Consider the following 23060-nt stretch of genomic DNA (forward strand, 5'->3'; position numbering starts at 1 on the left):
GTTGCTGCGCCCCTGGCCCTGGCCGCCGCCGTTGCTGCGTTGGCCATTGCCTTGGCCTTGCCCTTGCCCTTGCCCTGCGCCACCTGGGCGGCGGTTGCGGCCCTGGTTCTTGGCATTCTGGTAGGGGCTGACGTAATCGGCGCGGTTGCCGAAGTTGTCGACATCGTCGTCCAGGAATTCTTCCGGGTCACGGTCGGCAGTTGCCTTGGGCGCGCTGTTGCTGCTGGCCTGCTGCTGGCGTGGCTTCTTGTCACGCGGCTTGCGCGGTTGCTGCTGTTGCTTGTCGCCGGCCTTTTCCTTGTCGGCTGGCTTGTCGGCCGCCTGCTGCTTGGCCTTGCCTTTGTCCTTGCCCTTGTCCTTGCGCCCGCCGTTGGCGTCTTTGCCGCCTTCGCCGCGGGCCTGCTGGTTACGGCCACCACGGCCATTGTTCTGCGGGCGCTCGCGCACTTCGGGCTTCTCGGCTTCCACCTGGCTGGCATCGAAGCCCATCAGGTCGCCATCGGGAATCTTCTGCTTGGTGACGCGCTCGATGCTCTTGAGCAGCTTTTCTTCATCCGGCGCGACCATGGAGATGGCCTCGCCCGAGCGCCCGGCACGGCCGGTACGGCCGATGCGGTGCACGTAGTCTTCCTCGACGTTGGGCAGCTCGAAGTTGACCACGTGGGGCAGTTGGTCGATGTCCAGGCCGCGGGCGGCGATGTCGGTGGCAACCAGCACCCGCACGCTGTTGGCCTTGAAGTCGGCCAGGGCTTTGGTGCGGGCGTTCTGGCTCTTGTTACCGTGGATGGCGGCGGCGGTCAGGCCGTGCTTTTCCAGGTATTCGGCCAGGCGGTTGGCGCCGTGCTTGGTGCGGGTGAACACCAGCACCTGCTCCCAGGCACCCAAGGTAATCAGGTGCGCCAGCAGCGCGCGCTTGTGGCTGGCCGGCAGGCGGTAGACGCGCTGCTCGATACGCTCGACGGTGGTGTTCGGCGGCGTGACCTCGATGCGCTCCGGGTTGTGCAGGAGCTTGTCGGCGAGGTCGGTGATGTCCTTGGAGAAGGTGGCCGAGAACAGCAGGTTCTGGCGCTTGGCCGGCAGGCGGGCGAGGACCTTCTTGACGTCATGGATGAAGCCCATGTCGAGCATGCGGTCGGCTTCGTCGAGCACCAGGATTTCCACGTGGGCCAGGTCGACCTTGCCTTGGCCGGCCAGGTCCAGCAGGCGGCCTGGGCAGGCCACCAGCACGTCGACACCCTTGGCGATGGCCTGGATCTGCGGGTTCATGCCAACGCCGCCGAAGATGCAGGCGCTGACCAGGGGCAGGTCGCGGGCGTACACCTTGAAGCTGTCGTGCACCTGGGCCGCCAGCTCGCGGGTCGGGGTCAGCACCAGCACGCGCGGCTGACGCGGGCCGTGGCGCTGGGACTTGTCCGGGTGGCCAGCAGGGAACAGGCGTTCAAGGATCGGCAGGGCGAAGCCACCGGTTTTACCCGTGCCCGTTTGCGCGGCAACCATCAGGTCACGGCCCTGCAACACGGCGGGAATGGCCCGCTGTTGCACGGGAGTCGGCTGGGTATAGCCCGCAGCTTCGATAGCGCGGACAAGAGCCTCGGAGAGACCGAGGGAAGCAAAGGACATGGGCAATCCTGTTCTCGTGTGGGCTGGGCCCGTAGGGATGTTCTGCCTGGCGCGACGGGCATCGGTGGGATGCGATCGCGTCCGGTCCAGCTGGGCTTTCACTGCACATCCGGGAAACGGAAGGTAGACGCCTGGGGGCGTCGGTGCCGATCGGGATGCCTGTTGCGAGGCCGAGCGTCCGGGCGTGAGCCGGGCGGGAAGGCCCGAGTATAACAGAGCTAACGCGGCGTGCTGCTTTCCTGCTGCTCAACGGCGTCAGCAAGATCGCTGGCGTCGCCAATGTAGCGTTCGATAATCGCCAGGTAGGCCGGTTCTTGCCTGAAACGGCGCAGTTCCTCGGTAAACGCCTGGGCCAGCGCTTCACGCCCCGGTTTGCGCGCAAGGCCCAGGTACTGGGCCCTGCGGTTGATCACCAGGGGCAATTCCTCGACCTGCTGTTCAACGCCCAGGTGCCGGCGCAGGTAGCGCCCGACCCGGCGGTCGGTAATCAGCAGGTCGATGCGCTTGCGCATGAGCTTGCCGAAATTGGCCTCATGGCTGGGCGCCGCCTCGCGGCGAAAGGCGTCGGACTCGTTGAATTCGGCGCCATAGTCGTAGCCAGGCGAGGTGCCCACGGTAAGCCCGGCAAGGTCTTGCAGTTGGTTGACGGCGTGGCGCCGGTCGCGGGCCTGGTACAGCACGAACTCGACCTCCGACATCGGCTCGGCGGTGTAGATCATCCAGGCCTGGCGCGCCTCGACCTGGAACACATCCATCACCCCGTCGGCCTGGCCTTGCTCGACCATTGCCAGGCAACGCCGCCAGGGCATGAATTGCCATTGCACTTCGATCCCCAGGCGCCTGAACACCTCGCTGGTGATTTCGTAGTCGATGCCCTTGGCCTGGCCGGCTTCCTGATAGATGTACGGGGCCCAGTCGTCGCTGACCAGGCGCAGCCGTTCGCCCAGCGCCATCGGGCTCAGGCAGGCGAGCAGCAGGATGCACAACAGGCGGGAGAGGGCGGGCATGGCGCGAGATTACGCGCTCGGTCGTGGCTTAGCCAGTTAAGTTGATAGGCGCCTGGGCCAGCCTCTTCGCGGGTAAACCCGCTCCATGGAGCGAATCGCAATTATCTGATTTAACAGAAAACCCTGTAGGAGCGGGCTTGACCCGCGAAGCAAGCACCGCGGTGGATGGCACCGGCTCCACGCTCAGGCATGGGGCGCGCGTAGCAGGTGCGCCTCGATATCCTTGCGGCGCTCCCCCAGCGACAGGCGCAGGCTTGGATGGCGCAGGCACTGGCGCAGCTCCTCGGGCGCCATTTGCCCGTGGCGGTGGTTGAGGTTTTCCAGCGCCTTGTCCCACCAGGCCGGGGCGCAGGCGCGGTCGAACTCGTTGGGGTAGGGGTAGCAGCCATACAGCAGCTCGCGCACGAACTGGCGCTCGCGGCTCGGCAGGGTCAGGCTCAAGGCCCTGTAGCCCAGGCGTTGCCAGGCCGGTGGGCGGGGCAGTTGGTCATTGACCAGGAGCACGTCGGCCAGCGCCGCCTCGCCCAGTGGGTCATCGCCGTGCTTGCGCAGCCAGGCCTGGATCTTGGCGCGAAACTGCGCCTTGCGGCTCCAGTAGTGGTGGATCACATCGGTACACCCGGCCAGTGCCAGGTGGCGGTAGGCGGCCACTGCCAGGCAGAACTCTTCCAGGGTGTAGGCGCTGCGGGCCAGCGGGTGGAATTCGTCCATCATGGCGATGGAGCGGTCGAGCACTTCGGCGTTTTCGGCGCACAGGCCGATCACGCCCGAATTGACCAGGGGCATCTGGCAGTCGGCCAGGCCGCGCTCGGCCAGGATGCCCAGCAGGTTCTTGTACAGCAGGCACTTCTGGTCCTCGCCATAGCGGCCGCCGACCGCGTTGCACAGCAGGGTGCCAGGCTTGACCCGCTGGAACAGCTGCAGCGGCGAATGGCGGAAAAAGGTGTCAGTATCGATCAATACGGCCTGCGGGCAATCGCGCAGCACCTGGCGCAGCAGCACGTGCTTGCTGCGAAAGTGATAACCATGGGGGGCATTCCAGGCCGTGCGGGTGGCTTCGTCGAGCAGGTGCACGGTGACCGGCAGCCTGGCATAAGGCTCGGCAGTGTCGGTGTAGACCTGGATATCGATGGCCGGGGCGTGGAGGTTGCCCAAGTGCGCAAGGGCGCTGACGATGCTGAAACAGGCTTCCTGATGGTACGTGGCTGGGCCGAATGCCAGGTACACGAGCTGTGGGCGTGATGGCAGGCAATGTTGCATGACGCGAAACCTGTTTGGACCAGAAAAAATTAAGGCCTCAGTCTACGACCAAAGCCTTAATCGAATCTGAACCAGAGTTTGCCAAAAAATGTCAGCGCGGCAGCTTCAGGTTGTTCCAGATCGCCAGGCTCGGTTCAGCCTGGTTCAGGGTGTAGAAGTGCAGGCCCGGTGCGCCGCCTTGCAGCAGCTGTTCGCACATGCGGGTGATCACTTCCTCGCCGAAGGCCTGGATGCTGGCGGCGTCGTCGGCATAGGCTTCCAGCTGCTTGCGGATCCAGCGCGGGATCTCGGCGCCACAGGCGTCGGAGAAGCGTGCCAGCTTGTTGTAGTTGGTGATCGGCATGATGCCCGGCACCACTGGAATGTCCACGCCCAGCTTCTGCGCGCGCTCGACGAAGTAGAAGTAGCTGTCGGCGTTGAAGAAGTACTGGGTGATGGCGCTGTCGGCACCGGCCTTGACCTTGTGCGCGAAGTTGGCAAGGTCAGCTTCGAAATTCGGCGCTTGCGGGTGCATTTCCGGGTAGGCGGCGACTTCCAGGTGGAAGTGGTCGGCGGTTTCCTGGCGGATGAACTCGACCAGGTCGCTGGCGTGGCGCAGCTCGCCACTGGCCATGCCCATGCCCGACGGCAGGTCGCCACGCAGGGCAACGATGCGCTTGATGCCGGCTGCCTGGTATTCGGCCAGCAGGGCGCGCAGGTCTTCCTTGGTATCGCCCACGCACGACAGGTGCGGTGCGGCAGGCACTTTCACTTCGTTTTCCAGCTGCAGCACGGTGTTCAGCGTGCGGTCGCGGGTCGAGCCACCGGCACCGTAGGTGCAGGAGAAGAAGTCCGGGTTGTAGGTCGCCAGCTGGCGGGCGACGCCCATCAGCTTCTCGTGACCGGCCTCGGTCTTGGTGGGGAAGAACTCGAAACTGTAGCGGCGTTCTTGTGACATCAGGCGTTCCTCGTGCAGCCTGCTTCGGGTGGCAGGTTGCAAGTAAAAGCCAGATCGGTGATGGCCGATCTGGCTTGGGCGGCGTTCAGGTTGCGGTCTTGAAGCGCGACGCTTCAAGCCTGCCGCTTAGTAGCGGTAGGCGTCCGGCTTGAACGGGCCTTCGACGGTCACGCCGATGTACTCGGCCTGTTGCGGGGTCAGCTGGGTAACCACGCCGCCGAAGCCGCGGACCATTTCCAGGGCCACTTCTTCGTCGAGTTTCTTCGGCAGCACTTCAACGGTCAGGCGCTCGGCTTTCTTGGCGGCTGGCAGTTCGGCGAACTTCTGCTCGAACAGGAAGATCTGCGCCAGTACCTGGTTGGCGAACGAGCCGTCCATGATGCGGCTTGGGTGGCCGGTGGCGTTGCCCAGGTTGACCAGGCGGCCTTCGGCCAGCAGGATCAGGTAGTCGTCGTTGTGCGGGTCGAAGGTGCCAGCGCCGGTGCGGTGGATCTTGTGAACCTGCGGCTTGACCTCTTCCCATGCCCAGTTCTTGCGCATGAAGGCGGTGTCGATCTCGTTGTCGAAGTGGCCGATGTTGCAGACCACGGCACGCTTCTTCAGGGCCTTGAGCATGTTGGCGTCGCAGACGTTGACGTTACCGGTGGTGGTGACGATCAGGTCGATGCGGCCCAGCAGGTCGGCGTTGATGCCGGCTTCGGTACCGGTGTTGATACCGTCCTTGAACGGCGAAACCACTTCGAAGCCGTCCATGCAGGCCTGCATGGCGCAGATCGGGTCGACTTCGGTGACCTTGACGATCATGCCTTCCTGGCGCAGCGACTGGGCCGAGCCCTTGCCCACGTCACCGTAGCCGATCACCAGGGCCTGCTTGCCCGACAGCAGGTGGTCGGTGCCGCGCTTGATGGCGTCGTTCAGGCTGTGACGGCAACCGTACTTGTTGTCGTTCTTGCTCTTGGTGACCGAGTCGTTGACGTTGATCGCCGGGACTTTCAGCTCGCCTTTGGCCAGCATGTCCAGCAGGCGGTGCACGCCGGTGGTGGTTTCTTCGGTCACGCCGTGGATCTTGTCCAGCATGGCCGGGTATTTCTTGTGCAGGATTTCGGTCAGGTCACCGCCGTCGTCCAGCACCATGTTGGCGTCCCACGGCTGGCCGTCCTTGAGGATGGTCTGCTCGATGCACCACTCGTACTCCTGCTCGGTTTCGCCTTTCCAGGCGAACACCGGGATGCCGGCAGCGGCGATGGCGGCGGCGGCCTGGTCCTGGGTGGAGAAGATGTTGCACGACGACCAGCGTACTTCGGCGCCCAGGGCGACCAGGGTTTCGATCAGCACGGCGGTCTGGATGGTCATGTGGATGCAGCCGATGATCTTCGCGCCCTTGAGCGGTTGCTCGGCCTGGTACTTGCGGCGCAGGCCCATCAGTGCCGGCATTTCCGATTCGGCGATGATGACTTCCTTGCGGCCCCAGTCAGCCAGGGAGATGTCGGCGACCTTGAAGTCGGAAAAACCTGCAGGCGTGTTTACAGCGCTCATGAGAGCCTCCATTCGTAGTGTGCGAATGGGCGCCGTTGTGCGTTGAGCGTCCGCTTGCGCGGACAACGCCCCAACCGAGCCTGACAGGCCGAGCCTGCTGCAGCGCCCCTCGGTTGGGTGGCGGGATGGCCGCCACCGCGGGTGGCCATGAAATCGGCAGGGATTATAGCCGGGGCTGTGTGACACACCCAAGGCTTTCTGTCGATTAATCGCGACGATAGTCGATGATCAATGGAGCGGCGGCGACCGCTCTGCCATCATTGCTTCACGTCAGCCAAGCCGGTCAGGAGCCAAGATGAACTTTCACACCCGCAAATGGGTAAAACCCGAAGACCTCAACCCCAACGGCACGTTGTTCGGCGGCAGCCTGCTGCGCTGGATCGACGAAGAGGCCGCGATCTATGCCATCGTCCAGCTGGGCAACCAGCGCGTGGTGACCAAGTACATTTCCGAAATCAACTTCGTCAGCGCCTCGCGCCAGGGCGACATCATCGAACTGGGCATCACCGCCACCGAATTCGGCCGCACCTCGATCACCCTCAAGTGCGAAGTGCGCAACAAGATCACCCGCAAGGCGATCTTGACCGTGGACAAGATGGTCTTCGTCAACCTGGGCGAAGATGGCCTGCCGGCGCCGCACGGGCGGACCGAGATCAAGTACATCCAGGACCAGTTCCCGGATTCGGAAGTCGAGTAAGCGTTTCGCCAGTGCCGGCCTCTTCGCGGGGCAAGCCCGCTCCTACAGGCGGGCTTGCCCGCGAAAAGGCCGGAACCTGTCTCAAGGCTGGGCGCTGACCCTGCGCACCACCCCACCAATGCTCAAGCCCTGCACCAGAATCGACGACAGCACCACGATATAGGTGATCGACAGCAGCAGGTCGCGCTCATCGCCCATGGGCAGCGACAGCGCCAGGGCCACCGACACGCCGCCACGCAGGCCGCCCCAGGTCAGTACGCGGATGGTGCCCTGGGGCACCGTGCGCCAGCGGCGCAGCAGCAGGATCGCCGGGGCCACGGTCAGCAGGCGCGAGGCCAGCACCGCCACCGCCAGCACACTGCCGGCCGCCAGGTGCAGCCAGTTGAACGGCAGCAGCAACAGCTCCAGGCCGATCAGGGCGAACAGCAGGGCGTTGAGCATGTCGTCGATCAGCTCCCAGAAACCGTCCATGTAGCGGCGGGTCATGTCGTTCATCGCCAGGTTGCGCCCCAGGTTGCCGATGATCAACCCGGCCACCACCATGGCAATCGGCGCCGACACATGCAGCTCGTAGCACATGGCCGAGCCGCCAATCACCAGTGCCAGGGTCAGCATCACCTCCACCTGGTACTGCTCGACGCTCTTGATCATGCGGTAGGTGGCATAGCCGATCAGGCCGCCGAACAGCACCCCGCCAATGGCCTCGCGGGCGAACAGGATGGAGGTGTCGGCAATGCTCGGCGTTTCGCCCAGTTGAATGATGCCCAGCAGCACGGTGAACACCACGACTGCGGTGCCGTCGTTGAACAGCGACTCACCGACGATGGTGGTTTTCAGCGGCTTGGGGGCATTGGCGGTACGTAGCGCACCCAGCACGGCGATCGGGTCGGTGGGCGAGATCAGTGCGCCGAACAGCAGGCAGTAGATCAGCGGCACCTGCCAGCCGAACAGGGCGAACACCCAGTGCGACAGGTAGCCGATCACCACGGTGGCGATCAGCACGCCCAGGGTCGCCAGCAGCCCGATGGGCCAGCGGTAGCTGCGCAGGTCGCTGAGGTTGACGTGCAGCGCACCTGCGAACAGCAGGAAGGCCAGCATCCAGTGCATCAGCAGGTCGTTGAAATCGATCTGGTTCATCAGCCCTTCGACGCGCTCTTCCAGGCCAGGGAAGCCGATCAGGCTCAGGCCCTGCAGCATCAGGGAGAACAGCAGCGCCGTCACCATCACGCCGATGGCGGGTGGCAGGCCGATAAAGCGGTAGTTCACATAGGTGAGGAGGGTGGTGAGGCAGATAAACGCGGCAACTAATTCAAGCATCCCGAATCCTGTGACAGTGGCTTCCAAGTCGTTACCCGAATGGCTCGGGCAGTTCTTTGATGATCTGGCGAGGGCCTCGGGACACAGCTTTTGACCCAAATCCCACAATTCGTTCCCAGCACAGCGCTACCGCCATGCCCGCCAACGCCTTATATTCAACCCCTGAAGATCGTCACAAGGACCCCAAGGCGTGCTGGCAACTTCCCTGGTATTGGTCGCCGCCCTGCTGCACGCGACCTGGAACACCCTGATCAAGTTCAGCGCCGAGCGGTTGCTGGTGATCGCCAGCATGGATGTGGTGGCATTGATCTTCGCGGTGTTCGCCGTCGCCTTCACCGAATTTCCCCCTGGCGAGATCTGGCCCTGGCTGCTGGCCTCGGCACTGGCCGAGCAGCTGTACCGCTTCCTGCTGATCCAGGCCTACCGCGTGGGCGACCTGGGGTTGGTCTATCCGCTGATGCGCGGGCTGTCGCCCCTGGTGGTGCTGGGGTTGACCCTGGCCTTTGCTGGCGAGTCGCTGAGCCAGCAACAAATCATCGGTATCCTGCTGATTCCTTGCGGCATGGCCTGCCTGCTGTGGCAAGGCGGCGGCGGGGACCGCCTGCCTTGGTCGATGCTGCCGGTGGTGGCGCTGATCGGCCTGTGCATCGGCTGCTACACCTGGTTCGACGGCCAGGCGGTGCGCCTGTGGGGCAAGCCCTGGGACTACCTGGTATGGCTGACCTTGCTCAGTGCCTGGCCTTTCCCGTTACTGGCCAGCGTGGCCAGGCGCGCGCCGTTCGTGCTGTTCTGGCGCACGCAGTGGCGGCTGGGCCTGGCGGTGGGGTTTTGCGTGCTGTTCAGCTACGCGCTGGTGCTGTGGGCCATGCACCTGGGGTCGGTGGCCGAGGCGGCGGCGCTGCGCGAGCTGAGCGTGGTGCTGGTGGTGCTGCTGGGCATGCGCTACCTCAAAGAACCTTTTGGCGGGCCAAGACTCCTAGCTTGCGGGCTGGTGTTGGCCGGCATGTTGGTAATGAAGCTGTGACCTTACGACTGAACAAGGAGTGCTGTGCATGACCGTTGCCCTGTGGTGCATCCTGATCGCGTTGTTTCTGGCGCCGCTGTGCGCGCTGATTGCCAAGGTATCGAGCGGCCGCTTCGGCCTGAAGGACAACCACGACCCGCGGGCCTTCCTCGACACCCTGTCGGGCTTGCCGCGCCGCGCGCACGCCGCCCAGCAGAACAGCCACGAGGCCTTTCCGGCGTTTGCCGCGGCGGTGCTGGTGGCCGATATCGTGGGCAATGCCGAACAGGTGACCCAGGATGTGCTGGGGGTGCTGTATATCACCAGCCGGCTGCTGTACATCATCTGCTACCTGGCGGACTGGGCAGCGTTGCGCTCGGTGGTGTGGTTCGCCGGGGTGGCGTTGATCGTGTCGTTCTTCGTGGTTTCCATTTAGTGAGCGACTAACTAGCTGATTTAGCGGAAAACTCTGTAGGAGCGGGCTTGCCCCGCGAAGCAGGCAACGCGGTGCGTGGCACCGGCTGCGCCGGTGTTCGCGGGGCAAGCCCGCTCCTACAGAGGCAAAGCGTAACGTCAGAGGACTTTAGGCACTTCAGGCAACGGTTTGCCCTTGGGCCACAGCATCCAGATCTGCCCCTGCTGCTTCATGTTCCCTGCCAGCTCACCCGCTTCAGGCCCGGTTCCCCAGAACAGGTCGGCGCGCACCTCGCCCGCAATCGCCCCTCCGGTGTCCTGGGCACCCACTGGCCGCACCACCGGCGTGCCATCAGGCCGGGTGGTCGACAGCCACAACAAGCTCCCCAACGGAATCACCTTGCGGTCGATGGCCACGCTGTAGCCTGCCGTCAGCGGCACGTTCAGCGAGCCGCGTGGGCCTTCGTTGCTGTCTGGGCGGGTGCTGAAGAACACGTAGCTGGGGTTACTGGCCAGCAGTTCCGGCACCCGCTGCGGGTTGGCCTGGGCCCAGGCATGGATGGCGCCCATGCTCACTTCTTCCTTTTTCAACTGGCCCTGGTCCACCAGCCAGCGCCCGATTGGCCGGTAGGGGTGGCCGTTCTGGTCGGCATAGCCCAGGCGCAGCTGGCGGCCGTCTTCCAGCTGCACCCGGCCAGAGCCCTGGATCTGCAGGAACTGCAGGTCCATCGGGTCGGTCAGCCAAGCCAGTACCGGCGCCTTGACGCCGTTGCGGTTGATGACCTCAGCCGTGTCGTAGGGCTTGAGCACGCGGCCATCCAGGCGCCCGCGCAGGCGCTTGCCCTTGAGCTCGGGGTACACGCTGGCCAGGTCGACGACGATCATGTCGTCCGGCACCCCATACACTGCCACGTGGGCGGCTTCGGTGCGCTTCAGGCTGCCGGGGTAGACCGGTTCGTAGTAGCCGGTGATCAGGCCGTTGGCGTTGTTGTCGGCGGCTCGCAGGCCGTAGACCTGCAGGTTCTGCTCAAGGAATGTGCGCACCTGGGCGGCGCTTGCGCTGTCGCTGCCGGCCGCTTCGCAGGTGGCGGCCCACACCGGGTCGCGCTTGAGCTTTTCGCAGCCGCTGCGCCAGGCATAGAAGCCGGCCAGCAGGTCTTCGTCGCTGACCGCGGGCAGGTCTTGCCAGGTGGCCGGGGCATAGGTGGCGATGGCATGGGGCTCAGGCTTGGCGTTGTCGCCGCCGTTGCAGCCTGCCAGCAAGGCCAGCGCGGGGAGTGTCCAGGCCAGGTGGCGCAGGGCAGATTTCATCAGTGGGTACCTGTTGGGGGCGAACATGAAGATTCGCCCTTGTGTTTTATGTGGCTATTGGTCTTTGCCCGATGGGCGGCGATACTGGCGGCCCATTTACCTAGGCCGACGTGAACCCGATGTTCAAGCGATTGACCGTTGTACTGCTTGCCGCCCTTGCCCTGAGCGCCTGTGACCGGGTTGACCCGAACTCGCCGCTGGGCAAGCGCAAGGCCATCTTCAAGGACATGCTCAAGACCAGCGAAGACCTGGGGGGCATGCTGCGCGGGCGCTTGCCGTTCGACGGCGTGAAATTCGCCGTGGGTGCGGCGAAACTCGATGGCCTGGCCCATGAGCCGTGGCAGCACTTCCCGCAGGTGCGTGATGGCGGCGACAGCAGTGCACGGGCGGACGTGTGGCAGCGGCAAGCGCGCTTCCAGGACCTGGCCAGGCAGCTGGAGGGGGTGACCGGTGAGCTGGTGGGCGTAACCCGCACCCAGCCGCTGGACGCGGCGCGGTTGAAAGCGCCGATGGACAAGGTGGAGGCGGCGTGCAAGGCGTGCCATAGCGAATTCCGCAATCACTGAAGCGCTGGGCTGGCGCTCACTCTGTAGGAGCGAGCGTTGCTCGCGATGGGGCGCGTAGCGGCCCCAGGCTTTCAGCTTCGTGGCCACAATTGCCGGGGCTGCCTTGCAGCCCATCGCGAGCTGCGCTCGCTCCTACAGGTACCGCGCTGGCTGGCCCAGGCGCCTTAGCGGTCCAGGTCGTCAACCGCTTCCTGCAATTCCTTGCGTGACTCGGCCAGCTTGTCCTTGCGCTTGTTGATCTTCTCGGCGTCGCCTTTCTTCTCGGCTTTCTTCAAGTCTTTTTCACGCTGTGCCACTTCGTGACGCGCATCCAGCACCTTTTGCTCGCGCTCTTTGCGCAGGCTGCTGTCGGTGCAGTTCTGCGCACCGCGCAGGGCCTCTTCCAGCCCGGCCACCTGGTCGTTGTTGCCGTGGTCACGGGCAATCTGCAACTGGTTCTCGATGGCGCTGCGCTTGGCGGCGCAGCCGGTCAGGCCTTCATCGGGCGCGGCGGCCTGTGCGGCGCCAGCCGCCAGGCCCAGCGCGGTCAGCAGGGCGAGGGTGGACATGGATTTCATCAAAGCCTCCTGGACGGGGCGGGGCAGCAAAAGTTGGGGCAAATCCTGCCTTGGTTTTCACGATTTAGAAACCCTTCTTCGATGTTTCTGAAACAAGTTGGGCGTTTTCCTACAGCTGTTATTGTTAAAAGGCGTTGCCAACTCATTGAAAGCCCTCTATTCCGCGCGCTCCCAGCTGCTCGGCAAGCGCCTGCACCTCTGCGGTGGCGAAGAACGCCGTGAGTTGCCGTGCGCGGATGTCACCGATGCCCGGCAGTGCCTGCCAGTCCTGGGCGCCAAGCCCGGCAAGGTGTGCCCAATCGCCAGGCAGGCTGAGGTTGCGTGGGGCGGGCACGCCGAGCCCGCGCAGCCATTGGCTGAAAGGCCGGGCCCGGCCCAGCGCGAAGCTTGCCTGCAACTGCCTGGCTACCGCGCTGCTGATGCCGGGCAGGGCCGCCAGTTGTTCCACATCAAGGCTTAGCCAGTCGCCCAGCTGGGTCACCTGCCCGGCCTGCACCAGTCGCCGCCAGGTGCCTGGCCCGGTGCCCGGCATGGCCAGCCCCTGCTTGCCACTGAGCCACACCAGGCGGGCGATGAACTGCTCCTGGCAGCCATCGCTGGCCTGCCAGCAGCTGTGGGCGCCGTATTGCCCGGGGCCGGGCGGCGTGACCGGCTGGCGCTCGGTGGCGCGGTGCACCACTTGGTCGAAGCGTGGGATGGTCAAGCCGGCAAGGCTGATGGCCACTTGGTCACCCGGGCGAATATCCAGCGCTTGCCAGCGGGCCAGGGAGCCCAGGCTGACCTGGGTAACCCGGCGATCGTCCAGCTCAACGGTGTTCAGCTTCAACACCGGGGTGACGCGCCCGGTGCGGCCAACCCGAAACTGCACCTCACGCACCTCGGCCATGGCCTGGGAAAACGGGTATTTCCAGGCTGCGATCCAATACGGCGCACTGGCCTGCCAGCGGTCGGCAGGGGGGCGGCTGTCCTGGCGCAGGATGACGCCATCGGTGGCAAAGGGTAGCGCCGAGCGGTACCAGTGCTCGCGCCAGTGGGCCGCTTCCTGGGCGCTGGTGATGGCCACACTGAAGCGCTGGCTGTCGCCGAAGCCCAGTTGCGCCAGCTGTAGCAGGCGCTCGGCCTGGCTGGCCGGGCCCTGGGGCCAGTCCCAAACGAACAGGCCGATGGTTGCGCCCTGCTCGTGGCTCAGTTGTTTGCGCGCCAACAGCCCGGCCACCGTGCCGCGGGCGTTGGCCGCGCCGGCCTGGGCTTGCACGTGGGCGTCCAGGCGCAGGTAAAGCTCGCCTTGCACCACCAGGTTTCGCGGCTCGGGCAATTGCCGGGTGATCGCGCCCAAGGCCGCGATATGCCGGCTCCAATCGTGACCCTGAACGCCGTCACCGCGGCTCAGCACTTGCACCAGCTGGCCGTTTTGATAGACCAGCGTGGTGGCCACGCCATCGACCTTTGGCTGCAACCAGACACCGGATTTACCGCGCATCCAGCGCTCCACTGCCTGCGCGTCGCCGAGTTTGTCGACGCCGGTGTGGGGGACCGGGTGGGCGATTGGGCCACGGGCGCTGGCCAGCGGGTTTGGTTGGTGCGCCAGGGCGAAACAGCCTTGCAGGTTTTGCAGGCGTTGGCGGCTCTGGTCGTAGAGCGTGTCGGCGACCAGGGCCTGGCCCAGGCGGTGGTAGTGGTCATCCCATTGGCTCAGGGTATTGCGTAGCTGCAGGACTTCCGCCCGGGCGCGTTCGGGTGGCCAGTCCGGGCACTGGGCGGCTTGGGCGGGGAGCGCGAGGAAAAGCAGGAGCAGCAACAGCGGCATGGCACGCATCCTTGCGTGGCGAGGTGGAGCGCTCAGCCTAGATACAGGCGAGCGCGAATGCGCGTTGCAGTTGTCAGGTGATATGTCGGGCGGCGCTTGCGCGGCGCCTGCCTGGTAGGAGCGAGCAAAGCTCGCGATACGATGCATCAGGCAAAAAAAAAGCCCCCGCCGATCCACTCGGCAGGGGCTTTGGTCAACCGCGGCAGGAAAAATTACAGGCCAGCAGCGTCACGCAGCGCCTGGGCGCGGTCGGTGCGTTCCCAGGTGAAGGTGGTGAAGGTGTCGTCGCCGACGGTCTTCTGCTGCGGCTCGCGGCCGAAGTGGCCGTAGGCTGCGGTTTCCTGGTACATCGGGTGCAGCAGGTCGAGCATCTTGGTGATGGCGTACGGGCGCAGGTCGAAGCACTCGCGCACGATCTGGATGATCTTGTCGTCGGAAACCTTGCCGGTGCCGAAGGTGTTGATCGAAATGGAGGTCGGCTGGGCCACGCCGATGGCGTAGGACACCTGGATCTCGCAGCGCTCGGCAAGGCCGGCGGCAACGATGTTCTTGGCGACATAGCGGCCGGCGTAGGCGGCGGAACGGTCGACCTTGGACGGGTCCTTGCCGGAGAACGCGCCACCACCGTGGCGGGCCATGCCGCCGTAGGAGTCGACGATGATCTTGCGGCCGGTCAGGCCGCAGTCGCCCACTGGGCCACCGATGATGAAGTTGCCGGTCGGGTTGATGTGGAACTGGGTGCCCTTGTGCAGCAGTTCGGCCGGCAGGGTGTGCTTGACGATCAGCTCCATCACGGCTTCCTGCAGGTCTTTCTGCGAAACCTCAGGGTTGTGCTGGGTGGACAGCACCACGGCGTCGATGCCCACCACCTTGCCATTTTCGTAACGGCAGGTGACCTGGGACTTGGCATCCGGGCGCAGCCAAGGCAGCAGCTTGGATTTGCGCGCTTCGGCCTGGCGCTCGACCAGACGGTGCGAGAAGCAGATCGGTGCCGGCATCAGCACGTCGGTTTCGTTGCTGGCGTAGCCGAACATCAGGCCCTGGTCGCCAGCGCCCTGGTCTTCTGGCTTGGAGCGGTCAACACCCTGGGCGATGTCCACCGACTGCTTGCCGATGATGTTCATCACGGCGCAGGTGGCGCCGTCGAAGCCGACGTCGGAGCTGTTGTAGCCGATGTCGATGATGACCTTGCGCACCAGGTCTTCCAAGTCGACCCAGGCCGAGGTGGTGACTTCGCCGGCGATGATCGCGACACCGGTCTTGACCAGGGTTTCACAGGCGACGCGGGCATACTTGTCCTGGGCGATGATGGCATCGAGGACTGCGTCCGAAATCTGGTCGGCGATCTTGTCCGGATGCCCTTCGGACACGGACTCGGAGGTGAAAAGGGAGTATTCGCTCATCTCGACGGGTTCCTAAAATTTACCGATGGTGTGTGTCGCCAGCCGTCCGCTGAAAATGGCGGACCTGGATCTGGAAACCGTTACGCAAGCCCACATAGAGGCTGTCCCCCGGGGCCAGCCCGGCTGCTGTGGCCCAACGGGCCAGGTCGTCCTGCTCAAAACCCAGCCAGAGGTCGCCGCAGGCATCGCGCGCCCACCCCTGGTCATGGCTGCACAGTTCGGTGACCAGCAGGCTGCCGCCTGCCTTCACCCGTTTGGCCAGCTGGCGCAGGGCCAGGGCCGGGTCGCTGAAATGGTGCAGGACCATGTTCAGCACAACGCAGTCGGCTTCCACATCCGTTGCACCCAGTGCATCGGCCAACTGCAGGTTTACGTTGCCCAGGTGTTCGCGTTCGCACACCTGGCGCGCCAGTTCGAGCATGGTCGGGCTGTTGTCCAGGGCCGTGACCTGGGCAAAGCGCCGGGCCAGGTCCGGGAGGAAACCACCATCGCCCGGGCCGACCTCCAGCACGCTGGCGCTGGCGGCGAAATGCAGCTTGTCGAGCAGGGCCAGCAGGCTTTCGCGGTATTGCGGCAGGCCGGCGATCAGGTCTTGCTGGGCGCGGAATTTCTCTTCCACCCGCAGGAAAAAGTCTTGGCTGGTGGCGGCGCGGCGCTGCTGCACTTGGGCGATACGCGCCTGCACGTCGTGCGCCAGGGGCAGCTCGTCGACCTCTTCGAGCAGCGCCGTGTGCAGGCGACCACCGAAATGCTGGCTGTCGGGCAGGGCACGGCGATAGAAGATCGCATTGCCTTCGCGGCGGGTGGCCACCAGGTCGGCCTGGGCCAGCACCTTGAGGTGGTGGCTCATGCCCGACTGGCCGATGCCGAAGATCTGCGCCAGTTCCAGCACGCCGAACGAGTCGCTGGCCAGGGCGCGCAACACGTTCAGGCGCAGCGCATCGCCACTGGCCTTGCACAGGGCGGCCAGGGTATCGCTTTGCTGGGGAACGGGTTGCTCATTGATGTTCATGGGGCGGCAGTCTAGACAGGCATGGCAGCACCCGCAAGGCCTATATCAAAAAGTTTTGATATTGAGTGATAGGCGGAAAACCCCATGCCTGCCGGGGCCTTTTCGCGGGTAAACCGGCTGTCACAGGATGAGGCCCGCACTGTTCTCCGGGTTTTTACCCGAAATGAGTGCCAATCAGAGGAAAATCCCCCAACTGCGACCATCCGTCATTGCCCCCAGCCCCCGCAGTGGGCGAAAATGGTCGCCTTTTTCGTGACACCACCCAATTCAAGCCCCAGGAGATAAGCGATGCCCAGCCGTCGTGAACGTGCCAACGCCATTCGTGCCCTCAGCATGGATGCCGTGCAAAAGGCCAACAGCGGCCACCCAGGTGCCCCCATGGGCATGGCGGATATCGCCGAAGTGCTTTGGCGCGACTATCTGAAGCACAACCCGAGCAACCCGAAATTCGCCGACCGCGACCGCTTCGTGCTGTCCAACGGCCACGGCTCGATGCTGATCTACTCCCTGCTGCACCTGACCGGCTACGACGTCACCATCGATGACATCAAAGGCTTCCGCCAGCTGCACAGCCGCACCCCGGGCCACCCGGAATACGGCTACACCCCAGGTGTGGAAACCACCACCGGCCCGCTCGGCCAGGGTATCGCCAACGCCGTGGGCTTCGCCCTGGCGGAAAAAGTCCTGGCGGCCCAGTTCAACCGTGACGGCCACACCATCGTCGACCACAACACCTACGTGTTCCTTGGCGACGGCTGCATGATGGAAGGCATCTCCCACGAAGTCGCCTCGCTGGCCGGCACCCTGGGCCTGAACAAGCTGGTCGCCTTCTATGACGACAACGGCATCTCCATCGACGGCGAAGTGCACGGCTGGTTCACCGACAACACCCCGGCCCGTTTCGAAGCCTACAATTGGCAGGTCATCCGCAACGTCAATGGCCACGATGCCGACGAAATCAAGATGGCCATCGAGACGGCGCGCAAGAGCGACCGCCCGACCCTGATCTGCTGCAAGACCATCATCGGTTTCGGCTCGCCGAACAAGCAGGGCAAGGAAGACTGCCACGGTGCTCCGCTGGGCAACGACGAAATCGCCCTGGCCCGCAAGGAACTGAACTGGAACCACGGCCCGTTCGAAATCCCCGCCGACATCTATGCCGAGTGGGATGCCAAGGCCGCTGGCGCCAAGGCCGAAGCCGACTGGAACCAGCGCTTCGACGCCTACGCCAAGGCTTACCCGGAGCTGGCTGCCGAGTTCAAGCGCCGTGACAGCGGCGAGCTGCCGGCCGACTTCAGCGAAAAAGCCCAGGCCTACATCAATGAAGTGGCTGCCAAGGGCGAAACCATCGCCAGCCGCAAGGCCAGCCAGAACGCGCTGAACGCCTTCGGCCCGCTGCTGCCTGAATTCCTCGGCGGCTCGGCTGACCTGGCCGGCTCCAACCTGACCCTGTGGAAAGGTTGCAAGGGCGTGGAAGCCAATGACGCCAGCGGCAACTACGTGTTCTACGGCGTGCGCGAGTTCGGCATGACCGCCATCATGAACGGCGTTGCCCTGCACGGTGGCCTGGTGCCTTACGGCGCCACCTTCCTGATGTTCATGGAATACGCCCGTAACGCTGTGCGCATGTCGGCGCTGATGAAGCAGCGCGTGATCCACGTCTATACCCACGACTCCATCGGCCTGGGCGAAGACGGCCCGACCCACCAGCCGATCGAGCAGCTGACCAGCCTGCGCAGCACGCCGAACCTGGACACCTGGCGCCCGGCCGACGCGGTGGAATCTGCCGTGTGCTGGAAAAACGCCCTGGAGCGCAAGGACGGCCCTTCGGCGCTGATCTTCTCGCGCCAGAACCTGCAGCACCAGGACCGCGACGCCCAGCAGATCGCCGACATCAGCCGCGGCGGCTATGTGCTCAAGGACTGCGCCGGCGAGCCTGAGCTGATCCTGATCGCCACCGGTTCCGAAGTGGGCCTGGCCGTTCAGGCCTTCGCCAAGCTGACCGAGCAGGGCCGCAAGGTGCGTGTGGTTTCCATGCCGTGCACCAGCGTGTTCGATGCCCAGGATGCCGCCTACAAGCAGTCGGTACTGCCGCTGGAAGTTGGCGCGCGCATCGCCATCGAAGCCGCCCACGCCGACTTCTGGTACAAGTACGTCGGCCTGGAAGGCCGCGTCATCGGCATGACCACCTACGGTGAGTCGGCCCCGGCCGCCGCGCTGTTCGAGGAATTCGGCTTCACCCTGGAGAACATCCTGGGTACTGCCGAAGAGCTGCTGGAAGACTGATACAGGCAAGGCGAGGGCCTTTGGCCCTCGTTCGCGGCGCAAGGCCGCTCCTACAGGGTATTGCGTCCGCCGTCCCCTGTAGGAGCGGCCTTGTGCCGCGAATGGGCCGCACAGCGGCCCCGTACATTCGCCGGAGTTAACGAGCCACCTATGCCCCACCCGCGTCCTTACAAAGTTGCACTCAACGGTTACGGCCGCATCGGCCGCTGTGTCCTGCGCGCACTGTTCGAGCGTGGGGCCAGGGCCGGCTTCGAGATCGTTGCCTTGAACGACCTGGCCGACCAGGCCAGCATCGAATACCTGACCCGCTTCGACTCCACCCACGGGCGTTTCCCCGGTGAGGTGAAGGTCGACGGCGATTGCCTGCACATCAATGGCGACTGCGTGAAGGTGATGCGCAGTGCCACCCCCGAAGGCGTCGACTGGGCGTCGCTGGGCATCGACCTGGTGCTGGAGTGCTCCGGTGCCTACCACACCCGTGCCGACGGCCAGCGGTTCCTCGACGCCGGCGCACCGCGCGTGTTGTTCTCGCAGCCCATGGCCAGCGAGGCGGACGTCGATGCCACCGTGGTCTATGGCATCAACCAGGATTGCCTGACGGGCAACGAGCGCCTGGTGTCCAACGCCTCCTGCACCACCAACTGCGGCGTGCCGCTGTTGCGCGTGCTGGACCAGGCGTTCGGCATCGACTATGTGCAGATCACCACCATCCACTCGGCGATGAACGACCAGCCGGTGATCGACGCCTATCACCACGAAGACCTGCGCCGCACACGCTCGGCCTTCCAGTCGGTGATCCCGGTGTCCACGGGCCTGGCGCGCGGTATCGAACGCCTGCTTCCGGAACTTGCCGGGCGAATCCAGGCCAAAGCGGTACGGGTGCCGACCGTCAACGTCTCGTGCCTGGACATCACCCTGCAGACCGCCCGCGACACCAGCGCGGCCGAGGTCAACCGGGTGTTGCGCGAGGCGGCGCTGGACGGCCCGCTGAAAGGCCTGCTGGCCTACACCGAGCTGCCCCACGCCAGCTGTGATTTCAACCATGACCCGCATTCGGCCATCGTCGATGCCAGCCAGACCCGCGTCTCAGGCCCCCGCCTGGTGAACCTGCTGGCCTGGTTCGACAACGAATGGGGGTTCGCCAACCGTATGCTCGACGTTGCCGACCACTATCTGCACGTCGTCCACTCTACCCGCAGCAAACAGCCCTGAAGGACTGCATTCATGACCGTGTTGAAGATGACCGACCTCGACCTGCAAGGTAAGCGCGTACTGATTCGCGAAGACCTCAACGTGCCTGTGAAGGACGGTGTGGTAACCAGCGACGCGCGTATCCTGGCAGCGCTGCCGACCATCAAGCTGGCCCTGGAAAAGGGTGCCGCCGTGATGGTCTGCTCGCACCTGGGCCGCCCGAGCGAAGGCGAGTTCTCTGCCGAGAACAGCCTCAAGCCGGTTGCCGACTACCTGAGCAAGGCCCTGGGCCGCGACGTGCCGCTGGTGGCCGACTACCTGGGCGGCGTCGAGGTCAAGGCCGGTGACCTGGTGCTGTTCGAGAACGTGCGCTTCAACAAGGGCGAGAAAAAGAACGCCGATGAACTGGCGCAGCAGTACGCGGCCCTGTGCGACGTGTTCGTGATGGACGCCTTCGGCACCGCCCACCGCGCCGAGGGTTCGACCCATGGCGTTGCCAAGTTCGCCAAGGTTGCCGCTGCCGGCCCGCTGCTGGCTGCCGAGCTGGACGCCCTGGGCAAGGCCCTGAAAGCCCCGGCCAAGCCGATGGCGGCCATCGTCGCCGGCTCCAAGGTATCGACCAAGCTGGACGTACTGAACAGCCTGAGCAGCGTCTGCGACCAACTGATCGTGGGTGGCGGCATTGCCAACACCTTCCTGGCCGCCGCTGGCCACCCAGTCGGCAAGTCGCTGTACGAGCCTGACCTGGTCGACACCGCCAAGGCTATCGCCGCCAAGGTCAGCGTGCCGCTGCCAGTGGACGTGGTCGTGGCCAAGGCCTTCGCCGAAGACGCCGAAGCCACCGTCAAGGCCATCGCCGACGTGGCGGCCGACGACATGATCCTGGACATCGGCCCGCAAACCGCGGCCAACTTCGCCGAGCTGCTGAAGTCGTCGAAAACCATCCTGTGGAACGGCCCGGTTGGCGTGTTCGAATTCGACCAGTTCGGCAACGGCACCAAGGTGCTGGCCAAGGCCATCGCTGACAGCGCGGCATTCTCCATCGCCGGTGGTGGCGATACCCTGGCGGCCATCGACAAATATGGCGTCAGCAAGGATATCTCCTACATTTCTACCGGTGGCGGCGCGTTCCTCGAATTCGTCGAAGGCAAGGTACTGCCGGCCGTGGAGATCCTGGAACAGCGGGCAAAAGCCTGATAAAGGCGGCGCCTGGCAAAGGGAGCGACCTGATGGTCAAGCAATTGCCTGTGATGATCCTGGCCTGCCTGCTGGGCGCCTGCTCCAGCGGCCCCACTGCGGACGCCGACCCGGCGCACCCGCCCAAGGGCGGGTGCTACCAGTCCGAGTGGCAAGCCGAGACGGTGCCGGTGATCAGCAAGCGCGTCGGGCCGCAAGGCCTGGACAAGTATGATGAAGAACACCAGCGCCAGGCGCCGGGTTGCCCTTGAACCTGCGTTTCGTCGGTACAGGCAACCAAGCGGCCGTTGTGTGGTCATCTAGAGGATATTCAATGAAAGCGCTGATGGCCGCCTCGGCCCTGGCGACACTGGCAGGCTGCTCGCTGCTGCAGCCGGCGCAACCGGCCCCGGCCGACAACTGGACCCGCTGGGTCTGCGATACCCAGGCCGAAGTGCTGTGGCGCTTCGCCGATGCCAAACACGACCAGGTCGATGTCCGCCTGGGTGGCGGCGACCAGGTCTACCGGCTCAAGTCCGAGCCGGGCGCCTCGGGCGCGCTGTACAGCGATGGCGTGCTGGCCTTCCACACCAAGGGCGAAGAAGGCCTGGTGTACTGGGTGGCAACCAACGATCTGATTGGGCGGGGCTGCAAGGCACCGTGACTGGCCGGGCCGCCACGCGGCCCACACAACTTGAACAGCAACCGCCCCTGCGGCAGGCTTGCATGAAACAAACGACGCTTGTCGGGAGAGAGATACACAATGGCACTCATTAGCATGCGCCAGATGCTGGACCACGCCGCCGAGTTCGGTTACGGCGTTCCGGCTTTCAACGTCAACAACCTCGAACAGATGCGCGCCATCATGGAAGCGGCCGACAAGACCGACTCCCCGGTGATCGTCCAGGCTTCGGCCGGCGCCCGCAAGTACGCCGGTGCCCCTTTCCTGCGCCACCTGATCCTGGCTGCCATCGAAGAATTCCCGCACATTCCGGTGTGCATGCACCAGGACCACGGCACCAGCCCGGACGTCTGCCAGCGCTCGATCCAGCTGGGCTTCAGCTCGGTCATGATGGACGGCTCGCTGGGTGAAGACGGCAAGACCCCGACCGACTACGAGTACAACGTGCGCGTTACCCAGCAGACCGTGGCCATGGCCCACGCCTGCGGCGTATCGGTAGAGGGCGAGCTGGGCTGCCTGGGTTCGCTGGAAACCGGCATGGCCGGTGAAGAAGACGGTATCGGCGCCGAAGGCGTGTTGGACCACAGCCAGATGCTGACCGACCCGGAAGAGGCCGCCGACTTCGTCAAGAAGACCCAGGTCGACGCCCTGGCCATCGCCATCGGCACCAGCCACGGCGCCTACAAGTTCACCAAGCCGCCTACCGGCGACGTGCTGGCCATCGACCGCATCAAGGAAATCCACAAGCGCATCCCCAACACCCACCTGGTGATGCACGGTTCTTCCTCGGTTCCGCAAGAGTGGCTGGCGATCATCAACCAGTACGGCGGCGACATCAAGGAAACCTACGGCGTACCGGTTGAAGAAATCGTCGAAGGCATTAAGCACGGCGTGCGCAAGGTCAACATCGACACCGACCTGCGCCTGGCCTCCACCGGTGCCATGCGCCGCCTGATGGCACAGAACCCAAGCGAGTTCGACCCGCGCAAGTTCTTCGGTGAAACCGTGAAGGCCATGCGCGACGTGTGCATCGCCCGTTACGAAGCCTTCGGCACCGCCGGCAATGCCTCGAAGATCAAGCCGATCTCCCTGGAAGGCATGTTCCAGCGTTACCTGAAAGGTGAGTTGGCCGCCAAGGTCAACTAACAGGCCGTCAAAGCCAGAAAACCCGCAGCGATGCGGGTTTTTTTATGCGCGGAATTCAGGTTGAATTCCCTGCAGGGGAACCATTAGTCGGCTAACGTGATACTTATTCACTGATAGCGTTCTGATTGCATT

The 23060-nt window shown here is 64.6% G+C and carries 20 protein-coding genes, 1 pseudogene and 1 riboswitch; of the genes and pseudogenes, 10 read left to right on the plus strand and 11 right to left on the minus strand.

The window, feature by feature from the left end; all coding sequences use genetic code 11:
• Positions 1–240: 240 nt before the first annotated feature.
• The 5 genes and pseudogenes from F3J45_RS30160 to ahcY form a co-directional block, all read right to left on the minus strand.
• Positions 241–1620: pseudogene (locus F3J45_RS30160) on the minus strand (DEAD/DEAH box helicase); the annotation flags it as partial.
• 218 nt (positions 1621–1838) lie between these two features.
• Positions 1839–2627, minus strand: coding sequence for an ABC transporter substrate-binding protein (locus F3J45_RS23010; protein WP_167068394.1), 789 nt, complete (start codon positions 2625–2627; stop codon positions 1839–1841).
• Between the two features lie 183 nt (positions 2628–2810).
• Positions 2811–3887, minus strand: a complete 1077-nt coding sequence (locus F3J45_RS23015; protein ID WP_167068397.1) for a hypothetical protein — start codon at positions 3885–3887, stop codon at positions 2811–2813.
• A gap of 91 nt (positions 3888–3978) precedes the next feature.
• Entirely contained in the window at positions 3979–4824 is an 846-nt protein-coding gene (gene metF / locus F3J45_RS23020; RefSeq protein ID WP_167068400.1) for a methylenetetrahydrofolate reductase [NAD(P)H], read from the minus strand.
• Positions 4825–4950: 126 nt separating this feature from the next.
• Positions 4951–6360, minus strand: coding sequence for an adenosylhomocysteinase (gene ahcY / locus F3J45_RS23025; protein WP_167068402.1), 1410 nt, complete (start codon positions 6358–6360; stop codon positions 4951–4953).
• Positions 6361–6380: 20 nt separating this feature from the next.
• Positions 6381–6477: riboswitch (S-adenosyl-L-homocysteine riboswitch) on the minus strand.
• Between the two features lie 178 nt (positions 6478–6655).
• Here ahcY and F3J45_RS23030 point away from each other — a divergent pair.
• Positions 6656–7057, plus strand: coding sequence for an acyl-CoA thioesterase (locus F3J45_RS23030; RefSeq protein WP_167068405.1), 402 nt, complete (start codon positions 6656–6658; stop codon positions 7055–7057).
• 81 nt (positions 7058–7138) lie between these two features.
• Here F3J45_RS23030 and F3J45_RS23035 read toward each other — a convergent pair whose 3' ends face one another.
• Positions 7139–8374, minus strand: a complete 1236-nt coding sequence (locus F3J45_RS23035) for a sodium:proton antiporter (RefSeq protein WP_167068408.1) — start codon at positions 8372–8374, stop codon at positions 7139–7141.
• Positions 8375–8564: 190 nt separating this feature from the next.
• On the opposite strand from F3J45_RS23035, the gene F3J45_RS23040 reads away from it, so the two are divergent.
• Both F3J45_RS23040 and F3J45_RS23045 read left to right on the plus strand, forming a co-directional pair.
• On the plus strand, positions 8565–9398 hold the full coding sequence (locus F3J45_RS23040) for an EamA family transporter (protein WP_167068411.1): 834 nt from the start codon (positions 8565–8567) through the stop codon (positions 9396–9398).
• Between the two features lie 28 nt (positions 9399–9426).
• Positions 9427–9813: an MAPEG family protein gene (locus tag F3J45_RS23045; protein ID WP_167068414.1), complete on the plus strand. Its 387-nt coding sequence runs from the start codon at positions 9427–9429 to the stop codon at positions 9811–9813.
• A 137-nt stretch (positions 9814–9950) separates the two neighbouring features.
• Here F3J45_RS23045 and F3J45_RS23050 read toward each other — a convergent pair whose 3' ends face one another.
• Positions 9951–11102 carry a murein transglycosylase A gene (locus F3J45_RS23050; RefSeq protein ID WP_167068419.1) on the minus strand — a complete coding sequence of 384 codons (1152 nt, stop codon included), beginning with the start codon at positions 11100–11102 and terminating at the stop codon, positions 9951–9953.
• A gap of 119 nt (positions 11103–11221) precedes the next feature.
• On the opposite strand from F3J45_RS23050, the gene F3J45_RS23055 reads away from it, so the two are divergent.
• A complete protein-coding gene (locus F3J45_RS23055; RefSeq protein ID WP_167068422.1) occupies positions 11222–11668 on the plus strand; it encodes a cytochrome c in 447 nt (148 codons plus the stop codon).
• Between the two features lie 164 nt (positions 11669–11832).
• Here the strand turns inward: F3J45_RS23055 and F3J45_RS23060 are convergent, their stop codons facing one another.
• The 4 genes from F3J45_RS23060 to F3J45_RS23075 form a co-directional block, all read right to left on the minus strand.
• Positions 11833–12225 carry a DUF1090 domain-containing protein gene (locus F3J45_RS23060; RefSeq protein ID WP_167068425.1) on the minus strand — a complete coding sequence of 131 codons (393 nt, stop codon included), beginning with the start codon at positions 12223–12225 and terminating at the stop codon, positions 11833–11835.
• A 142-nt stretch (positions 12226–12367) separates the two neighbouring features.
• A complete protein-coding gene (gene ligB / locus F3J45_RS23065) occupies positions 12368–14032 on the minus strand; it encodes an NAD-dependent DNA ligase LigB (RefSeq protein ID WP_167068428.1) in 1665 nt (554 codons plus the stop codon).
• A 212-nt stretch (positions 14033–14244) separates the two neighbouring features.
• Positions 14245–15435: a methionine adenosyltransferase gene (gene metK / locus F3J45_RS23070; RefSeq protein ID WP_167068431.1), complete on the minus strand. Its 1191-nt coding sequence runs from the start codon at positions 15433–15435 to the stop codon at positions 14245–14247.
• A gap of 19 nt (positions 15436–15454) precedes the next feature.
• Positions 15455–16447 carry a metalloregulator ArsR/SmtB family transcription factor gene (locus F3J45_RS23075; protein WP_167068434.1) on the minus strand — a complete coding sequence of 331 codons (993 nt, stop codon included), beginning with the start codon at positions 16445–16447 and terminating at the stop codon, positions 15455–15457.
• 288 nt (positions 16448–16735) lie between these two features.
• Between F3J45_RS23075 and tkt the strand changes: the two genes are divergently transcribed.
• The 6 genes from tkt (at position 16736) to fba (ending at position 22928) form a co-directional block, all read left to right on the plus strand.
• On the plus strand, positions 16736–18733 hold the full coding sequence (tkt, locus tag F3J45_RS23080) for a transketolase (RefSeq protein ID WP_167068437.1): 1998 nt from the start codon (positions 16736–16738) through the stop codon (positions 18731–18733).
• Positions 18734–18883: 150 nt separating this feature from the next.
• Positions 18884–19945 (plus strand): erythrose-4-phosphate dehydrogenase, encoded by a 1062-nt coding sequence (gene epd, locus F3J45_RS23085; protein WP_167068440.1) that lies wholly within the window; start codon positions 18884–18886, stop codon positions 19943–19945.
• A gap of 12 nt (positions 19946–19957) precedes the next feature.
• Positions 19958–21121, plus strand: coding sequence for a phosphoglycerate kinase (locus F3J45_RS23090; RefSeq protein ID WP_167068444.1), 1164 nt, complete (start codon positions 19958–19960; stop codon positions 21119–21121).
• A gap of 32 nt (positions 21122–21153) precedes the next feature.
• On the plus strand, positions 21154–21372 hold the full coding sequence (locus F3J45_RS23095; RefSeq protein WP_167068447.1) for a hypothetical protein: 219 nt from the start codon (positions 21154–21156) through the stop codon (positions 21370–21372).
• A 62-nt stretch (positions 21373–21434) separates the two neighbouring features.
• Positions 21435–21764: an MliC family protein gene (locus F3J45_RS23100; protein WP_167068450.1), complete on the plus strand. Its 330-nt coding sequence runs from the start codon at positions 21435–21437 to the stop codon at positions 21762–21764.
• A 99-nt stretch (positions 21765–21863) separates the two neighbouring features.
• The gene (gene fba / locus F3J45_RS23105; RefSeq protein ID WP_008093958.1) at positions 21864–22928 is read left to right on the plus strand and encodes a class II fructose-bisphosphate aldolase; all 1065 of its coding nucleotides are present in this window, start codon (positions 21864–21866) and stop codon (positions 22926–22928) included.
• Positions 22929–23060: the final 132 nt, after the last annotated feature.

This window comes from Pantoea sp. Ap-967, assembly GCF_011752565.1.
Taxonomy (GTDB): domain Bacteria; phylum Pseudomonadota; class Gammaproteobacteria; order Pseudomonadales; family Pseudomonadaceae; genus Aquipseudomonas.

What these genes read in the sequence shown, in the direction of transcription:
- F3J45_RS23010 (WP_167068394.1), bottom strand. Translation starts at nt 2,627, where the DNA reads ATGCCCGCCCTCTCCCGCCTGTTGTGCATCCTGCTGCTCGCCTGCCTG.
- F3J45_RS23015 (WP_167068397.1), bottom strand. Translation starts at nt 3,887, where the DNA reads ATGCAACATTGCCTGCCATCACGCCCACAGCTCGTGTACCTGGCATTC.
- metF (WP_167068400.1), bottom strand. Translation starts at nt 4,824, where the DNA reads ATGTCACAAGAACGCCGCTACAGTTTCGAGTTCTTCCCCACCAAGACC.
- ahcY (WP_167068402.1), bottom strand. Translation starts at nt 6,360, where the DNA reads ATGAGCGCTGTAAACACGCCTGCAGGTTTTTCCGACTTCAAGGTCGCC.
- F3J45_RS23030 (WP_167068405.1), top strand. Translation starts at nt 6,656, where the DNA reads ATGAACTTTCACACCCGCAAATGGGTAAAACCCGAAGACCTCAACCCC.
- F3J45_RS23035 (WP_167068408.1), bottom strand. Translation starts at nt 8,374, where the DNA reads ATGCTTGAATTAGTTGCCGCGTTTATCTGCCTCACCACCCTCCTCACC.
- F3J45_RS23045 (WP_167068414.1), top strand. Translation starts at nt 9,427, where the DNA reads ATGACCGTTGCCCTGTGGTGCATCCTGATCGCGTTGTTTCTGGCGCCG.
- F3J45_RS23050 (WP_167068419.1), bottom strand. Translation starts at nt 11,102, where the DNA reads ATGAAATCTGCCCTGCGCCACCTGGCCTGGACACTCCCCGCGCTGGCC.
- F3J45_RS23055 (WP_167068422.1), top strand. Translation starts at nt 11,222, where the DNA reads ATGTTCAAGCGATTGACCGTTGTACTGCTTGCCGCCCTTGCCCTGAGC.
- F3J45_RS23060 (WP_167068425.1), bottom strand. Translation starts at nt 12,225, where the DNA reads ATGAAATCCATGTCCACCCTCGCCCTGCTGACCGCGCTGGGCCTGGCG.
- ligB (WP_167068428.1), bottom strand. Translation starts at nt 14,032, where the DNA reads ATGCCGCTGTTGCTGCTCCTGCTTTTCCTCGCGCTCCCCGCCCAAGCC.
- metK (WP_167068431.1), bottom strand. Translation starts at nt 15,435, where the DNA reads ATGAGCGAATACTCCCTTTTCACCTCCGAGTCCGTGTCCGAAGGGCAT.
- F3J45_RS23075 (WP_167068434.1), bottom strand. Translation starts at nt 16,447, where the DNA reads ATGAACATCAATGAGCAACCCGTTCCCCAGCAAAGCGATACCCTGGCC.
- tkt (WP_167068437.1), top strand. Translation starts at nt 16,736, where the DNA reads ATGCCCAGCCGTCGTGAACGTGCCAACGCCATTCGTGCCCTCAGCATG.
- epd (WP_167068440.1), top strand. Translation starts at nt 18,884, where the DNA reads ATGCCCCACCCGCGTCCTTACAAAGTTGCACTCAACGGTTACGGCCGC.
- F3J45_RS23090 (WP_167068444.1), top strand. Translation starts at nt 19,958, where the DNA reads ATGACCGTGTTGAAGATGACCGACCTCGACCTGCAAGGTAAGCGCGTA.
- F3J45_RS23095 (WP_167068447.1), top strand. Translation starts at nt 21,154, where the DNA reads ATGGTCAAGCAATTGCCTGTGATGATCCTGGCCTGCCTGCTGGGCGCC.
- F3J45_RS23100 (WP_167068450.1), top strand. Translation starts at nt 21,435, where the DNA reads ATGAAAGCGCTGATGGCCGCCTCGGCCCTGGCGACACTGGCAGGCTGC.
- fba (WP_008093958.1), top strand. Translation starts at nt 21,864, where the DNA reads ATGGCACTCATTAGCATGCGCCAGATGCTGGACCACGCCGCCGAGTTC.